Source organism: Paenibacillus sp. B46(2026) (genome assembly GCF_056786355.1).
In genome coordinates this window covers 5,420,580-5,436,637 of the sequence record NZ_CM165907.1, presented here as the reverse complement: position 1 = coordinate 5,436,637, position 16,058 = coordinate 5,420,580, and the positions used below count along the sequence as shown (strand labels likewise).

Annotated in this window: 10 protein-coding genes; 5 read left to right on the top strand and 5 right to left on the bottom strand. The window is 49.0% G+C overall.

Translation table 11 applies throughout. The annotated features are described in order from the left end of the window. Positions 1 to 4 precede the first annotated feature (4 nt). A complete protein-coding gene (locus AC1S8V_RS24140) occupies positions 5 to 1,303 on the bottom strand; it encodes an aminotransferase class I/II-fold pyridoxal phosphate-dependent enzyme (protein WP_482074573.1) in 1,299 nt (432 codons plus the stop codon). Between the two features lie 178 nt (positions 1,304 to 1,481). After that, the gene (locus AC1S8V_RS24135; RefSeq protein WP_482071087.1) at positions 1,482 to 2,099 is read right to left on the bottom strand and encodes a pyridoxamine 5'-phosphate oxidase family protein; all 618 of its coding nucleotides are present in this window, start codon (positions 2,097 to 2,099) and stop codon (positions 1,482 to 1,484) included. 156 nt (positions 2,100 to 2,255) lie between these two features. Between AC1S8V_RS24135 and pdxR the strand changes: the two genes are divergently transcribed. Next, complete coding sequence (pdxR, locus tag AC1S8V_RS24130; RefSeq protein ID WP_482071086.1) at positions 2,256 to 3,713, top strand: MocR-like pyridoxine biosynthesis transcription factor PdxR; 1,458 nt, start codon at positions 2,256 to 2,258, stop codon at positions 3,711 to 3,713. 178 nt (positions 3,714 to 3,891) lie between these two features. Then, positions 3,892 to 4,677, top strand: a complete 786-nt coding sequence (locus tag AC1S8V_RS24125; protein ID WP_036605807.1) for an AraC family transcriptional regulator — start codon at positions 3,892 to 3,894, stop codon at positions 4,675 to 4,677. A gap of 346 nt (positions 4,678 to 5,023) precedes the next feature. Here AC1S8V_RS24125 and asd read toward each other — a convergent pair whose 3' ends face one another. Beyond that, positions 5,024 to 5,815: an archaetidylserine decarboxylase gene (asd, locus tag AC1S8V_RS24120; protein ID WP_336764666.1), complete on the bottom strand. Its 792-nt coding sequence runs from the start codon at positions 5,813 to 5,815 to the stop codon at positions 5,024 to 5,026. A gap of 85 nt (positions 5,816 to 5,900) precedes the next feature. Continuing rightward, positions 5,901 to 7,031 carry a YheC/YheD family endospore coat-associated protein gene (locus AC1S8V_RS24115; protein WP_482071085.1) on the bottom strand — a complete coding sequence of 377 codons (1,131 nt, stop codon included), beginning with the start codon at positions 7,029 to 7,031 and terminating at the stop codon, positions 5,901 to 5,903. 345 nt (positions 7,032 to 7,376) lie between these two features. On the opposite strand from AC1S8V_RS24115, the gene AC1S8V_RS24110 reads away from it, so the two are divergent. After that, positions 7,377 to 12,575, top strand: coding sequence for a WIAG-tail domain (locus tag AC1S8V_RS24110; RefSeq protein WP_482071084.1), 5,199 nt, complete (start codon positions 7,377 to 7,379; stop codon positions 12,573 to 12,575). 181 nt (positions 12,576 to 12,756) lie between these two features. Here the strand turns inward: AC1S8V_RS24110 and AC1S8V_RS24105 are convergent, their stop codons facing one another. Continuing rightward, the gene (locus AC1S8V_RS24105; RefSeq protein WP_482071083.1) at positions 12,757 to 14,322 is read right to left on the bottom strand and encodes a M4 family metallopeptidase; all 1,566 of its coding nucleotides are present in this window, start codon (positions 14,320 to 14,322) and stop codon (positions 12,757 to 12,759) included. Between the two features lie 33 nt (positions 14,323 to 14,355). Between AC1S8V_RS24105 and AC1S8V_RS24100 the strand changes: the two genes are divergently transcribed. After that, entirely contained in the window at positions 14,356 to 14,544 is a 189-nt protein-coding gene (locus AC1S8V_RS24100) for a hypothetical protein (RefSeq protein ID WP_482071082.1), read from the top strand. A gap of 511 nt (positions 14,545 to 15,055) precedes the next feature. After that, on the top strand, positions 15,056 to 16,051 hold the full coding sequence (locus tag AC1S8V_RS24095) for a glycosyltransferase family 2 protein (RefSeq protein WP_482071081.1): 996 nt from the start codon (positions 15,056 to 15,058) through the stop codon (positions 16,049 to 16,051). Positions 16,052 to 16,058: the final 7 nt, after the last annotated feature.

Here is a 16,058-nt window from a genome sequence, read left to right as displayed (position 1 = left end):
TTATCTATGTCGTCTGCAAATCCTGAACTCCACGATAGATGGTTGCAAACAGATCTTCCAATCCGGATTCTTCAATACAGGAGAAGGCAATTCGCAGATCCGATTCACCCAGTGCAATCGTACCCACACCGTATTGGTGCAGCAAATGGCTTCGAAGTTCTTCAGCGCCAACTTTTTTCAGCTTCAGGCACATGAAGTAACCGGAGTTGAATGGATAATAATCCCATGCTTCTCCATATTTTCCGCTATCGAGAAGGGTCTTCACCTTGTTGGCACGGCCCTTCATAATCTCGAATTTCTCCTGTTTTTGTCCTTCGAACTCCGGTGCTTTCAGCGCATCGAGGACAAATGTCTGGGAAGGATGTGGGCCACTGGAGATGGTCGCCCGGATAATACCCAGCGTTTTCTGTTCCAATGCGTGCAGAACGGCTGCATCTTCATGGGCATACGTGATGAATCCAACACGGAAGCCCCATACGAATTCTTCCTTGGTAGCACCATCCACTTTTACAGTCAATACACGTGGATGAATGTTGGCAAGTTTGCCAAACAGGGATTCGTGAATGGAATCTTCGAAGAACAGTCCGAAATAAGCATCATCTGTTACGGCAACCACGTTGACGCCGGCTTCAGCTGCCTGAAGAATGGTGTTCACAATCGCATCTGCTTCTTCGGCTCCAGGCGTATAACCTGTAGGGTTATTCGGGAAGTTGAGCAGCACAATTGCTTTACCTTTGTCCTTCTGATCAAGCAAAGCCTGAAGCAGACCATCACTGTTGAAGTTCAATTGATCATCGAACAGGGGATAATGAACCAACTGGCCATGACGACGAATTCCGAAGGTCAGCTCGTAATTTTCCCAGTTTTTATCCGGATATATGACAGCGTCCCCTTCATCGACAAACAGGTCGGCTACGATACTTAGTCCATGGGTTAATGCATTGGTTACAATCGGGTTACCGAACGTTTTACCTTCAAGCGAAGGCGTTTCCTTCAGCATCTTGTCTCTCCAGACGGTCCGCAGTTCAGGTTTGCCTGCAGGCGGAGCGTAAGGGTACAGATCTTTCGGCTGGAATGCAGAGAGCTTCTCCTGAATAACCGGAAGATGCATCGGCACACCACCCTCCAGGGCGATACCAATCGTTGCATTATGGGTCTTGGCCAAGCTTGCTGCTTCAGCAGATTGACTCAAGATCCCCTCTTTAGGAAAATAAATTTCTTTGCCAAGCTGTGACAGCATGGAGTAGACGTGACTGCTGCCTGTCTGAATACTTTCGTTCAACTGTTCAGCCAGTGGATTCATTCTTTTCATCCTTCCAAGTCTTTGTGATTCAACTGCCTAACATTATATCACCTTGACATGGCCCCGTCACGGAAATTACGTAACATGACAGTTATATCGCTTTACCGCGTTGTTGCAGAGGGTTTTGAGGTGGGAATTAGCTGAATTTATCCTTGGATGAATCCTCAGAAAATGAAACTTATTGCTGATGAAATGGACAGTATTTCCGCATCATTTCAGCAGTTTCGGCATCTCTTCCTTCATTGCGCTGTTCCAACTGACCACTGATATGGTCGAATCGTTCACTGGAGAGATTTTGTCCGAATTTAAACTTGGCGCTTATTCGTTCTGGCACGATTCTTATGACGGCTACAGCTTTGAGGTTCCCTGTGTAACGCGAGTCAGTAGCGTCAATGGGCACATATCCGCCTTGCGGTTGGAGTTTCTCCATGAATCGTTGCAGTACCTTACCTTTGATGTCCAGATCTTTAACCGGTTCTGCCTGACCGAAGGCCATGACACTTTTGAAGAAAGAAGTCGCCGGACAAGCAAGCTCGGGATCATTGAAATAGGATGGAATCAGGGAGAACTCTTCAGCTACCGTGAAACTGACCGATGAATCCTGTTTGATCTGTTTCATCTTCTCGCCAGCAAGACTGCCGTGGAAATAAAAGCAACCGTCCATATACACGAAATTTAATGGTGTAACCCGTGGTTGTCCATCCGGACTGACCGTTCCCAGAAACCCGAAGGAGCACTGATCCAGAAATTCGGTAATCTCCTGTTCTTCATCTACTGTGAATTCTTTCCGTCTCATGTGTATTCCCCCATCATTGAAATGTATAATAGAACGCCATATCTTATGGATTACAATAGTTCATACATTGACAATGAAATAGATCCAATTTACATTCACTTTAGTAGGCCAATTGGTTAGGGGTCACGAATGAAGAAGGATGAAGAGAGGTGCACGATGGAATTGTGGCTGCCGATGGATACCTATGAACTTCAGCATCGATACAAGTATGAGGCATTGTACCATGCGTTACGTGATGCCATTCATGCAGGCACATTGGTGGGGGGCACGAGACTTCCTTCCACCCGTGAGTTGGCAAGGCAATATGAGATGTCACGTGGTTCGGTAGCTCAGGTATACGACATGCTGCTTGCGGATGGTTATGTCCATGCACATCGGGGAAGAGGTACATTTGTAACGGAAACATTATCCACTCAGGAAAATGAAAAACAGGAAGCCGTTCTCAGGCTGTCTCCCTGGGGTGAACGAGTACAGATGTTGAATACGCAACACGAAGTCCTGCGGACTCAGATGTCTTCACCGAAGCCGTCCGTCATTAATTTTCAAATGCAGCGTATGCCTGCAGAACATTTCCCGCTGGCGGAGTGGAAGAGTGCACTCGCTGCTGTTCATCGCAGTGGTTGGCGAGAACCTAGTGGTGCAGCCGGTGATCCGGAACTGCGTGAGGCCATCGCCTCCCATCTCAGATGGACACGTGGCATCCAGGCTGAATCATCTCAGATTGTATTGTTCAGCGGTTCAATGCAAGGTATCACCCTGCTATCTCAACTGCTGATTACGGAGAATACAGCAGTTGTATTGGAGAACCCTGGGTATCCGGGCATTGCCCATGCCGTCCAATCCTGTGGTGGAAATATCATCCCGGCAGATGTGGATACCGCAGGCATTATTCCTCAGTCATGGGAGGCACAGACGTTATTTGTCACCCCTACCCGGCAGTTTCCAACCGGAGCCGTGCTGGGCTTGGACAGAAGACGTGCCTTGCTTGACTGGGCTTCGAAGCGGAATGCGGTCATTATTGAAGATGATTATGATAGTGAATTCCGATGGGGCGGAAGACCCATTGAACCCCTCAAAGTGCTTGATCGTGAACAGCGTGTCATCTACGTTGGTTCATTTTCACAAACGATGGTTGCTTCGTTCCGACTTGGCTATGCCGTACTGCCACCTGGTCTGGTAGAACCTCTCATTGCCGCCAAGGCGCTGTATGAACCGGTGCCTCCGGCGCTGTTAGAGCAACGCGCACTGGCGAAATTTATGACCAGAGGAGGTTACCTGAAGCACTTACGGAGGTTAACCCGGTTATACGGGGAACGGCATGATTTTTTTGTCCGAGAGATGCAGCTACAGTTGCCGGAGGCATTCACGATGCAGCTTGGTGATGCTGGACTGCATATCTACGCTACCTGGAATGGTGATATGGACAGTTATCAGCGGTTTAAAAAGCTCGCTGAGGAGGATGGCATACTGTTCCGGGATGCAGAGCGATACCGGTTGACTTCAGGTCATCCGGCGGTCTGTTTCGCTTTTGCACATCTGGAGAAAGAAGAGATGATAGAGGGAATTCGGCGAATGCGGCTAGCCTGGGAGAAGTGCACATTTTCGTTTCGGTGAATTCCGCTGTATAATGGGATAAGTCGTTTCGCTCCTGTAGGAGCAGAGATCATATATGAGCAACTTGGATTAAGTGATGCAAGATACTGAAATACATATGGCCTGGATTGAAGAAGTGAGATTCAGATCAGCAAGATGCCATATGCAGAGAGATTAACTATCAAGGGGGAGTGGCGACATGCTGCAGGCATCGCCGTCATCATTTGTTATTTTGCCCGCTGTCGCCAAAATTGTCTGTGAACCGGGCTGGAAGTGGCAGAAACGGGAAAAACCGATGCAAAACTATGATCTATTCTATGTATGGAGTGGTGAAGGGACGCTTGTACTGAATGACCAGTCGTATGAAGTTGGCAAGGGTAGTTGTTTTCTGTTCAGGCCAGGCGATCATCCTACTGCAACACATAATAAGCAAAAACCATTGGTTCTGACGTATATTCATTTTGATGTGGACGTGCCTGTTGCTGATGTTCCTCAGTCTTATCGTGAAGTACAGGAGACCGTGGAATTTGAGCATTTGCTGGCACGTTATGTAAGACTGTTCTTATCGGATGTGTATGGACGTGATGAAGAGAGTCGATTGATTCTGAAACAGCTGATGATTCATTTGCTTCGCGCCGATACGGAAGAACCTGTGGAGAAAAAAGTAAGCAATCAGCTATCCGATGTGATCCAGGAGGTCGCCAATTATGTGCGTCAGCATCCGGGGATTACGCATCGGGTGGAAGATCTGGCTGCCCGAGCAGGCTTATCGCCCCGATATTTCTCGATCAAGTTCAAGGAACTGGTCGGATCATCGGTGCAATCTTATATTATCCGCATGCGTATTGAACGGGCAGAACATCTGCTGGTGCATACTGGCATGAATGTGACCGAAGTGGCTGATGCTCTGGGGTACCGGGATATTTTCTTCTTCAGTCGTCAGTTCAAACAGTATACAGGCAAAAGCCCGTCCGAGATTCGTTAAAATTGTGAATGGAAGAACATGACACCGTTTCAAGTCTGGGAAGCAAGGGTAATGATCTAGCATTCCAGATGACCAAAAGGGGGAACTTGTGATGAACGGAAAACGTCGGGTCCGCAACCGGGGATGCTCAACGAAGGGATGCAATATTTTCCGGAACCGTCTGCGCCGATTCAAACCGGCAGAGGACTTGCAAGATGTATGGTTTTGAGGAGAACTCAGCAGACCAATAACGACGGAGCAAAGCTTCGTATTGCATGTATACATGGATGAAAATGAATGCATAAAGAGGATGGCGCAATACCTGGTTACAGGTGCTGCGCCATCCTCTTTATTGGTGTGTGACCCATTATTGCTTCGGTTTCAAACGACCAAGCAATGCACCCATTTTGACGGAATCGCCTGGCTGTAAGCCCGGTTTCGGTTCAAATGTGCCACTCTGCGTCAGCAGAACGACAGTGGAACCGAATTCAAAATATGCCAGATCATCCCCTTGTGCCCAGGTACTTGTGTCCGTGTTCGCATATTGTATGCTACTTACGTTCATTGCACCTACTTTGACAACCGCCACTTCACCGTAATCGTGTGCGATATACGTAATGAGCCGTTCATTTCGACTAAGCACGGATCTCATATGGGTCAGGCCAAAATCATTCACGGGATAAACTTTGCCCTTGATGTGTTCGCTCTCTATTTTGCGACCGCTGACTGGTGCATGAATGCGGTGATAGTCGCGAGGGCTGAGATAGAGGACGAACCCGTACCCGTGCTTGTACTTCTCCAGATGGGGAGAATGGTTTAATAATTCAGCAAGTGTATAATTTTGTCCCTTAACATTCAGGAGTGTCCCTGCAGATATCGGACCGGCTGCCGTAATCTTGGCATCTACGGGGCTGATCAGTGCATGCTCTGAAAGTTCCAACGGGCGCATGCCCGGTTTCAATTTGCGGGTAAAGAAATCGTTCAGTGAACGGTATTCCTTCCAGTCTTTCTCGGCCTCCTGAACAGGGATGTCGTAGGTCCGGACAAAATAAGGGATAAATGCCTTACTTCCCCGGCTTTTGGAGAAGGCTCCCACAGTCCGGGAGATCCATTTGCGCGAAGAAAGCTCGGTCATTAATCGCAACAGCGTTTTTGCCATGAATATCCCCCTTAGGGTTAATGCGAACTTCAAGGCCGGCAAGACCGGCCGTTCTGCATAATATTGACACAGAATGCACACGAAATCAATATAATCCCCTATCGTACGTCTGCGGTTGTCTCGGGATCCTTGAATTCTGTTCCAGCAGAAGACGGCCATAGGCCATCGGTTTGCTGTACGTTCTCTTCCAATGTTCCGACATTCCGGCCTTACGAAAACCGTAGCGCTGATCTCGTCCATTGCATTCAATAAAATAAATCTGACCGCTGCGAGTTACACCGAGATCAAGACCCAGGTCAGCCAGATGTGGCAAACTGGAAGCCAGCGTCTGGGCAATTCGGAGCGCAACGAATCCGATTCTGTGTTCCAGTCGAGCCAGGTCGAATTCGGATTCTGCTGTTCCAAGTGCCTCCGCGAGCGTCATGACTCTACCGCCCTGGGCGATGTTGGTAACAAACGTGTGGGCAGGAGCTGCTTTGGCAAACATGCCTGTAATTCCCCACAGACCCTCGCTACCCCGCTGCACGGATACCCTCAGATCCACTGGCCTGCCCTCATAACGAACCAACTTAATACGCTCTTCGATGAGGTAGGCATGGCGAAAGATCCGCCGCAGGGTGGAGGAAGGGAGCTGTCCTTTGCTCAATCGGAAGGTAGCCCATCCTTTTCGTGAAGCCTTCGTCTCACAGGTTAGCTTCCACTGTCCATCTTGCTGAAAGACACGCATAATGCCATGACCGATACTACCGCTGCACGGTTTGATAACGAGGTCATCATAATGTTCCATCATATAGGCCAGAGACTCTGGCGTAGCTTTAACTGCATGGGGCAGGTGTTCTCTCAATGCGAGGTCTTGATGAAGCATGTCATGAATGTGATCTTTGCGGTACCGGTTGCGAACGTTGAATACCTGAATACCCTGCAACATCAGCTTGGTGATCTGATGCTGTTCCGACCGACGAAGCTGGAGTGATCGGTTATGAATGACAGAGGGCAATGGCATACGCTCGCGAACATATCTGCCGTCCTTTTTTACATAAGCAAGACATGTTTTCCGATTCGAATCAATATCTTCCAGTCGCAAAAAGCAGGGAGTTAATCCGTAACTGGCTGCTGCCTGTTCATAATTTGCGAGTGATTCCTGACCGGTCCTTCCGGCCGGTATCCCCCGGTACATGCGTGAATCGAACATAATGCCGATCGTTTCTTGGAGCATGACCGTTCCTCCTTCGATGTTATCGCGACATGAATCGTCCATTCATGGAATGCCGGCCTGTCACCGCATGGCTCAGACATCGCGATAACGCAGACCGGTGTGTAGATGCATCGTCAGACACGACCTAGACACAATATCCTATGACATGACTGGGACGGGGGCGTGGACAGCCGCCTTTCCTCTATCATCCTGACACGCCTATTTCCACGAAGATCGTTGAACATTCCTCTCTTGACGCCTGTACATCCGTGCTCTGGAATCTGCAAAAGTCATGAATAAAGTGGCAGATGCCCATATGGGAGCATATGATGCCGGAGATGAACGTTAGAGGAAGGAGCAAGCTGCATGAGTAAAAAAGGCAAAAAGAAGGTTCTAACGCCGAAACTGCGGCATGTGAGCCCGAAATTCAAGGAATTGGATCTGACTAATCGCCGGTCAGACACAATGAACTCAGGTTTCACTCTGAATAGGGAAGAACGCTTGAATACAAATAAACGGGATTCGAGGGCCATTCAGGCATCAGAAGAATCCCTATCCGAATCAACAGAACTACCTGCTACAACGAACGAGCTGGAAGAGCTAGAGAGCGTAGCCAAAATCAGTAATCCGGAACTCGTTGAGTCTGATAGCAAGGCAGTCGAGACGCAAGATAGCCTGGAAAAGCAGATTCAGGTCAGCAGCGTGGCCCCGCTTGCTCTGGAAGAAGAGCAGAGCACCAACAAGGAGGAGACAACAGGCAAGGACCGGTTGGAGGTCCTGAACCAGAACCAGATGCCGGGTCATACCGGACACTATATCTATTCAGATGATCTGAGTGATTTTGCAGTTACGCAGAGCAAACTGGCTCCGTTCTCTGTGGATGACTCCAAGCTGAAACCGGGTGCGGTCGGGAGTGAAGCATTGCAGGATTATGCAGTGACCAGCATTCACATTGCAGATGGGGCGATTGTTTCTGCCAAACTGGCAGAAGCGTCTGTATCCGATGAGCATCTCATTGACGGCTCCGTGTCCGGTCATAAGTTACGCAATGCTTCTATTGCTGGTGAGAAAATCAGAGATGGCAGTATTACTTCGCAGAAGCTGGGCAACCAGGTCATCGATTCAGCCAAAATTGCCGATGGTTCCATCGGCACGAGACATCTCAGCCGCATGTTGGTCACGGAAGATTTAATCAAGAATCATTCTGTAACTGGAGACAAAATTGCGATTAGCGGCGTGGATACACGGCATCTCACGGGAGGGGCTGTGCACACGTCCAAATTGGCCGACGATGCGGTGACTACATCCAAAATTCGTGAAGCTGCTGTCACAGGCAGCAAAATCCATGAATACTCCATTGAGTCTCATCATATTCAGGCAGGTGCAGTTCAACAGGAGCATCTGGCAGAAGGGGCTGTCGGTCGTTCACAACTGTCTTTGGGCAGTATTGGTAGTGATCAGATTGAGGATGGATCCATACAAACCAGACATTTGGCTGAGGGTTCACTCAGTGGAAAACACTTGTTGGACGGTTCAATCGGTTCGAACCAGATTCGCGCTCAGGCCGTGGGGAAAGAGCAGCTAGGCAAAGGTGAAGTGGGCAGTGAGCATTTGGCCGAGGGAGCGGTAACCAGCAGTAAACTCGCAGACCAGTCGGTTGGAACAGCAAAATTGTTGGAACAGTCGATTACGGCTTCAAAGATTTCAGACCAAAGTGTCATTGCTTCCAAAATTGCAGATGAAGCTGTGCAGGGGAAACATCTTGCCAAAGGATCCATTCGTGCGGAACATATTGTCAATCGGGGAATTACGCCGGTACATGTAGACAATGCTGCAATTCACTCCATTCACATTGCAAGTGGAAGCATCGAGGCAACACATCTGTCAACCGGTAGTGTATCCGGAGAAGCGCTTGCAGATGGCGTAGTATCCGAGCGGCATCTGGCTGAGGCGGCGGTGGGTACGTTTGAGTTACAGGATGCTGCAGTGACAGACGTCAAGCTCGCAGACGGAAGTGTGACAGAAGAAAAACTTGGAACGGCATCGGTTAGTAGCAGAGCACTCGCTCCGGGAAGTGTCGCATCCTCGCATCTTGCGGGTGGTGGTGTCACGGGTACACATCTGGCTCCAGGCAGCGTGGGGTCCGAGGCCCTGAGACCTTATGCCGTGAAATCGGAGCACCTCACAGAACATACCGTGGGTGTCCCTCACCTTCAACCGGGCAGTGTTGAAACAGAGGCCATTGCAAGGGCGGCGGTCACAACGGACAAATTAGCTCCCGGTAGTATAACTTCGGCCCAGCTGGCCGGAGGGTCCATTTTTCCGCCTCATCTGACAGATCATTCGGTTACCTCTCCTAAGCTCTCACCAGAAAGTGTTGCTACGGATAAACTGGCGGATTTTGCTGTCACGTCAGCCAAACTGGCCGACGGCAGCGTGACTTCTTCCAAGATCATGGCTGAAAGCATTAATGCCAAACATATTCCAGCAGGAACCATACGCGGCTATCACCTGAAACAGCATGCCGTATCCCTGGAACATTTGTCGGAGGAAATACGTTCACCGGAGTTATTCGCCGATGGCAGTATTACAGGCAACAAACTGCGGCATGGGTCGGTCACTGCGGACCATTTGGCAGCAGATTCCGTATCAGGGACAGAGTTGCAAAAGGCAGCCATAAGCAGTGAGCACCTTCAGCCATCCGTTGTGCAATCCGAGCATCTGGCCGACCGTAGTGTGAAGTCTGACCATTTGGGTGATCACGTTGTGAACTCACAGCATCTGAAGCCAGACATTATTCATGAGGAGCATATTGCCGAACAGGTCATTACATCCCATCACTTGGCACCTGGATCTGTCGAAACAGACCATCTGGCACCTTTATCCATCACTGCAGCCCATCTTCAACCAGGCTTGATCAGTGGTTTGCATCTTCAGGCAGAGTCGACGAGTGCTGTTCACCTGCAGCAAGGAGCTGTACATTCCCGTCATATTCAAGATGGTGAGATTCTTCCTCATCATATCCATGAACGTAGCATCGGAACGTTACATCTGGAAGAAGAAGCGGTAAGTACGATTATATTGCAGGATGAATCTGTAACACGCTCCAAACTGGCCGGTGGTAGTGTTGATGGCAGCAAATTAGCCGCAGGAACGGTGTATGCGATCCACATTGCAGACGAAAGTGTGCAGTCCCGTCATATCCAGGAGGGAGCCATCCATGCTGATCATATTCAAGAGAGCAGTATTGGCACAACTCATCTTGAAGAGGAGTCGGTAAGTGAGTTCCATTTGCAAAATGGATCTGTAACAAATGCCAAGCTGGCGGACGGTAGTATAAACGGCAGCAAATTGCTCGAAGGTACGGTATCAGGGAGCCATATTGCATCCGCAAGTGTGCACTCCGGGCATATTCAGGAAGGTGCCGTCCATACTGATCATATTCAGGAGCGGAGCATCGGCACATTCCATTTGGAAGAGGACGCGGTAAGTGCAATTCATCTGCAAAATGGGTCCGTAACAAGTGCCAAATTGGCTGATGGCAGCGTAATTGGAAGTAAGCTGCTCGAAGATGCGGTATCGGGAATTCATATTGCATCCGAAAGTGTGCAGTCCCGCCATATTCAAGAAGGAGCGATCCTTGCTGACCATATTCAGGAGCGGAGCATCGGCACACCTCATCTGGAAGAGGAAGCAGTAAGTGCAATTCATCTGCAAAATGGGTCCGTAACAAGTGCCAAATTGGCTGACGACAGCGTGAATGGAAGCAAGTTGCTTGAAGGTGCGGTATCGGATATCCACATTGCAGAGGATAGTGTGCAATCCCGTCATATTCAGGAGGGAGCCATCCTTGCTAATCATATTCAAGAGCGCAGCATTGGCACTGCACATCTGGAAGAAGAGTCGGTAAGTGCAATCCATTTGCAAAATGGGGCTGTAACGAGTGCCAAACTGGCCGACGGCAGCATAAATGGCAGCAAGTTGCTCGAAGGTACGATATCCGGGATTCATATCGCAGCGGAAAGTGTGCAATCCGGGCATATTCAGACAGATGCCATCCATGCTGATCATATTCAGGAGCGCAGCATTGGCACAATCCATCTGGAAGAAGATTCCGTAAGTGCAATCCATTTGCAAAATGGGGCTATAACGAGTGCCAAACTGGCCGATGGCAGCATAAACGGCAGCAAGTTGCTTGAAGATACCGTATCGGGAATTCATATCGCAACGGAAAGTGTGCAAAGCCGGCATATCCAGGAAGGCGCGATCCTTGCCGACCATATTCAGGAGAACAGTATCGGCACGTCACATCTGGAAGAGGAAGCAATAAGTGCGGTTCATCTCCAAAATGGATCTGTAACGAGTGCCAAACTGGCCGATGGCAGCGTAAACGGCAGCAAATTGCTTGAAAATGCGGTGTCAGATCTTCATATCGCAAATGGTAGTGTGCAATCCCGCCATATCCAAGAGAAAGCCATTCATGCGGACCATATTCAAGAGCGTAGCATCGGGATCTCTCACCTGAAAGCGGAATCGGTAAGTGCGATTCACCTGCACAATGGTTCGATAACGAGCGCGAAACTGGCTGATGGCAGTGTAAACGGCAATAAATTGCTTGAAGGTACGGTATCGGCAATCCACTTGGCAGACAAAAGTGTACATTCCGGGCACATTCAGGATGGAACGATCCTTGCTGATCATATTCAGGAACACAGTATTCGCACAGTCCATCTGGAAGAGGAATTGGTAAGCGGAATTCATCTGCAGAATGGATCCGTAACGAGCGCCAAACTAGCTGACGGCAGTGTAACTGGCAGCAAACTGGGTGACCAAAGCATTACCTCCAATCACTTGAATGCGGGAATTGTTGGTCCTGCCCATTTAAGTGTAGAGATCTGGAATGCGATTCGTCAGTTCAGTGGAGAAACGCTGGAACAGCTGGCAGCGATCAAAAGGAAAGAAGCATTTCTTCAAGCAAACAGTGAGGCTGTACAGCTATCACAGCAGGCAATCGTCGAGGCATTGCCGAGTGCCAGTCTAAAGGAACAACAAGAGCTGCTATCCCCAACAGACCAGCATGGAGTACCATTGGCAGCTTCATACACGACAGAGGAGGCTGTTCAGGCTCAGCAACCACAGCTTGAACTGTCACAGGAGATCGGTGGAACTACGGAGTTTATGTTTAGTGAACAATCCATTACACAGGAGCATCTATGTGATAATGCCGTGGGCAGCAGCCAGCTGCAATCAGGTGCAGTTCAGGCCAAACATCTGGCATTTCAACCTGTTCGCAGCGTAAGCAAACAACCTGTGGTACAACAATTCGGGATGGAAGCTTTTGTACTGCCAGAGAGTGAAGATTGCACGGAGGTAACTGTTGTTTTTGAAGAATCATTTGCTTCAGAGCATTATGTGATTGTGGCCATGAGCAATGATCGGGGATTTCAGGTATCCCTTCTCTCGCAGAGTGAGGATGAAGCAGTACTTGAAGTGTCGCGTACTCCAGACTGCAAGCATACGTACGGCTTGTTATCATGGATTGCGGCAGGGCCTTCGCAAGGATAGTGCAGCATATCAGTAAAAAGACAAAAGCGGTGTCCATAGTTGTCCTGGACACCGCTTTTGGTTGAACTAAGCTTGATCCGTTCGGACGGTGAGGGGTGTCTGAACGTTTCGTTACAATTTAAAATGAGTTTATTATAAGTTCATCTACATTATAGTAAGATTTACAAGATTAAAGTAAGATTTACAGGCCTACAGCTTGATATGCTTTGGTAATGGCAGTAGCTTCAGCGGAATTGGCTCCGTACAGATCTTTGGCTGCTTGAATGGTTGCTGTCTTGGCAGCGGCAAATTTGGACGTTGGTGTCAGGTAGTTCACCAGTGTGCTGTAGAAAATCTGTACAGCTTTATCCCGTCCGATTCCGGTTACAGTCACACCGTTGTGCGTCCCGCCTTGAGCTGCAAGGAAATAGGCTTTGTTAATAATACCACTGTTGATATGGACACCGCCGTTGTCCTGTGTACCTGTGTAGCGATCGCTGTATTTGTCAGGTTGACCATACAGTGTAGGGTTGGACATGGAGCGCAGCGCATCCCCTGGAATGTTAGGTGTGTAGATATCATCACCGATTAACCAGTTTTTACTTTGGATCGTATTGCCCATAATATCGGCAAATGCTTCGTTCAGCGCACCTGGTTCATTGCGATATTCCAGATTGGCTGTGTACTCAATAACACCATGCGTCAATTCGTGACCCACAACATCGAGGTCACCAGACAGGGATCGGAAAGTTGTTCCGTCTCCGTCACCAAAGACAATCTGTGTCCCGTTCCAGAAGGCGTTATTGTAATTGGAGCCGTAGTGAACGGTGGATCTGATCAGCAATCCGTTACCATTAATCCCGTTACGGTTGAATTTGTTTTTGTAGAAATCATACGTGGCAGCAGCATAAGCGTGAGCATCTACACCTGCGCGATCGGTCCATACATTGTCCGAATCCGTGAGCAGGGTACCCGGCAGCGTGGAGCGATTGTTCGCCGTGTACGTTTGGATGCCATTGCCGCGAGTGGTATCTTTCAGTTGGAAGGTGCTGCCGGATTGGGTGGTTGTCAGGGTTTTGGTATCACCAAGCACACCTGTACCTGTTCCGGTGGCGAAGTTAATGAGGTCAAACTGGGATACGATACTGCCATCCACTGCATTTACGAAATACTTGGTCCGCAGAGGGGCTGGTTCAAGCACGTTAACTTCCGTAATGTAAACCAGGTAAGTCTGGCCGTCTTCTTCATGATGATAGATGTTCAATTCAGCTTGAGGCGTTATTTCCGCGGCACCAAGCTCTCCAATGCGGGAGGTTGCTTCTTCGGTTGCAATACGGATTGCGTCTTCTCCGCTGATCTCGGCTACACCATCATTCGGAATAGCTTGCTCTTCAATCGGTGGAAGATCGCCAAGCGCGGAACTCACGGCTCCGGTTTTGTCCAGGTGGATTGTCTGTTCTGCACCATAGACCGGGATGCCTTTAATATACTGTTTCAGGCGGAAGTGTCTTACGCCAGATGTATCTGTGTTTCTTTTAACAATTTTGAGCTGGGATCTCACATCGGAATTCAGGAATTGTTCCTGTTGTCCAAGGTAGTTGAAGATGGTGTCATCTGTTCCACTGTTCAATGGAATACCCTCCTCTGAGGCATAAGGGGCCTGAAGTGGAATGGATTGATCAGACAATGGAGCTGCAGTAGCAGAAGATACGGAAGCGAGCAAAAGAGCTCCTCCAAGAATTGTTGGCATAACTTTGGCAAATTTCATCGTAAACTCTCCTATTCTTAAACTTATTTTTTTTTGGAAAAATATCATGCCTATCTCGGTTGGGATTCCGTCTGCAACTTGGGCAGCGCGGAGCGTGGGGCTGAACCTGAAGCGTGGAATGAGACAAGAAACGATTGGAATGAAATCGGCTTGACCTTGGCCCGGGAAGTAACAAAACCACCCAAAGGATTACCGTTTATTCATTTCAGTCCGAAGGCTTAATCGTCCATTGTGTTCCTCTTTCAGAAGCCGGAGGTTGTCCAATTGCGCAGGTAGAAGGTGTGTTCACGGAAAACCGGGTTGTTCAGGCCGGGTTTACGTAAGTGACGATGGCAATATATTCTGAACAGCATCACTCCTCTCAAGATCAGAATGCAATCAACTGAAATATGCTTTGCGAATGCCATCATCAAAATTAACCTAAGGTCAATAAACAGTAAAAGAGACCATTTGGGAACTTTTGTTCCTTACGAGGTTATTTTTGTAAATAAAACTGCTTGGAACGTATGTTATCACAGTGTAAAACTTTGGAAAAGATGCAAATTTGGTTTTTTTCTAAAATTGTGTCTGAAGTAGGGGAGAGGTAGCGTTTTTCACATATTTTGACGTATTTTGTCTAAAAGGAAGGCTTGTACCCTCGTATACACAGAGAGAACCTGCTTGGTGCAAGGACATACGCCGTTTCCACTGCTCCACGAATACATAGAATAACGTGTACTCCCTTGGCATGCCGATGATTGAAATGCGGGAGGTGAAAGTGTTGCGTAAAACCCGTCCCACAGCACATTATGCAACTCAATCAAAAGTGACACGAAGAAAAACAGTGCTGAAGAAACGAAGATGGAAGCCTGGACAGAAAAGGGGTACAAAGGCCTATACGTTCGTTATTCCATCCAGACACCAGAGGCCACAGGCAAAGGATGGGGCTAAGAATGGAGCCGAAAATGGGACTGAACATGGCATGAGAGATGATTCTCCACACGGGGACGATTCTCAGTGGCCGATGCTCTCGGTCATTATTCCTGCCATGAATGAGGAGAAAACGATTGGTGCAGTCGTTAGGGAGGCACTGCGGATATGCCGTGACGCTGAAGTGCTTGTCATCGTGAATGGTTCGACAGACGGTACGGCTAACGCAGCCAAACGGGCTGGAGCACGAGTGATCACGTATGCAGAAGCGCTGGGGCATGATGGAGGACGAAAAGTAGGCGCAGCGGAGGCACGCGGTCAGGTATTGCTGTTCACTGATGCAGATATGACCATTCCTGCAGAGCACCTTGCACCTTATGTGCAGGCTGTACTGAAGGGGACGGATGTGGCGCTCAACGACTATCATGGGCCGGTCACTCGCAGCCCCGTTCATCCCGTAGTGGAGGCCAAACACATGCTGAACAGCATACTCGCAAGATCCGATCTCCGAGGGGCCTCGATGACAGCTATTCCGCATGCAATAAGCCGCCATGGACTTGAGGTTATCGGAATATCATCACTGGAAGTTCCGCCACTCGCACAAGCGAAGGCGGTGATCGGCGGACTCCGGGTACGTGCTGTTCATCACGTACCTGTGGGCAGAATGAATGCAGTTCGAATCAAAAAACGAAGCGGACCTGACCCGCTTAGTCAAGTGGTGCTGAATGATCATCTGGCAGCGATCAGGTGGATTACTGACACGCTCGGTCCCCGCGGAGGCCATACCGATCTGCAACGTGTTCGCAGCCTGGCGAGGTAAGCATGTC

Excerpts from the sequence above, each read along its gene's own strand:
- AC1S8V_RS24140 (WP_482074573.1), bottom strand. The coding sequence starts at position 1,303 with ATGAATCCACTGGCTGAACAGTTGAACGAAAGTATTCAGACAGGCAGC.
- AC1S8V_RS24135 (WP_482071087.1), bottom strand. The coding sequence starts at position 2,099 with ATGAGACGGAAAGAATTCACAGTAGATGAAGAACAGGAGATTACCGAA.
- pdxR (WP_482071086.1), top strand. The coding sequence starts at position 2,256 with ATGGAATTGTGGCTGCCGATGGATACCTATGAACTTCAGCATCGATAC.
- AC1S8V_RS24125 (WP_036605807.1), top strand. The coding sequence starts at position 3,892 with ATGCTGCAGGCATCGCCGTCATCATTTGTTATTTTGCCCGCTGTCGCC.
- asd (WP_336764666.1), bottom strand. The coding sequence starts at position 5,815 with ATGGCAAAAACGCTGTTGCGATTAATGACCGAGCTTTCTTCGCGCAAA.
- AC1S8V_RS24115 (WP_482071085.1), bottom strand. The coding sequence starts at position 7,031 with ATGCTCCAAGAAACGATCGGCATTATGTTCGATTCACGCATGTACCGG.
- AC1S8V_RS24110 (WP_482071084.1), top strand. The coding sequence starts at position 7,377 with ATGAGTAAAAAAGGCAAAAAGAAGGTTCTAACGCCGAAACTGCGGCAT.
- AC1S8V_RS24105 (WP_482071083.1), bottom strand. The coding sequence starts at position 14,322 with ATGAAATTTGCCAAAGTTATGCCAACAATTCTTGGAGGAGCTCTTTTG.
- AC1S8V_RS24095 (WP_482071081.1), top strand. The coding sequence starts at position 15,056 with ATGATTGAAATGCGGGAGGTGAAAGTGTTGCGTAAAACCCGTCCCACA.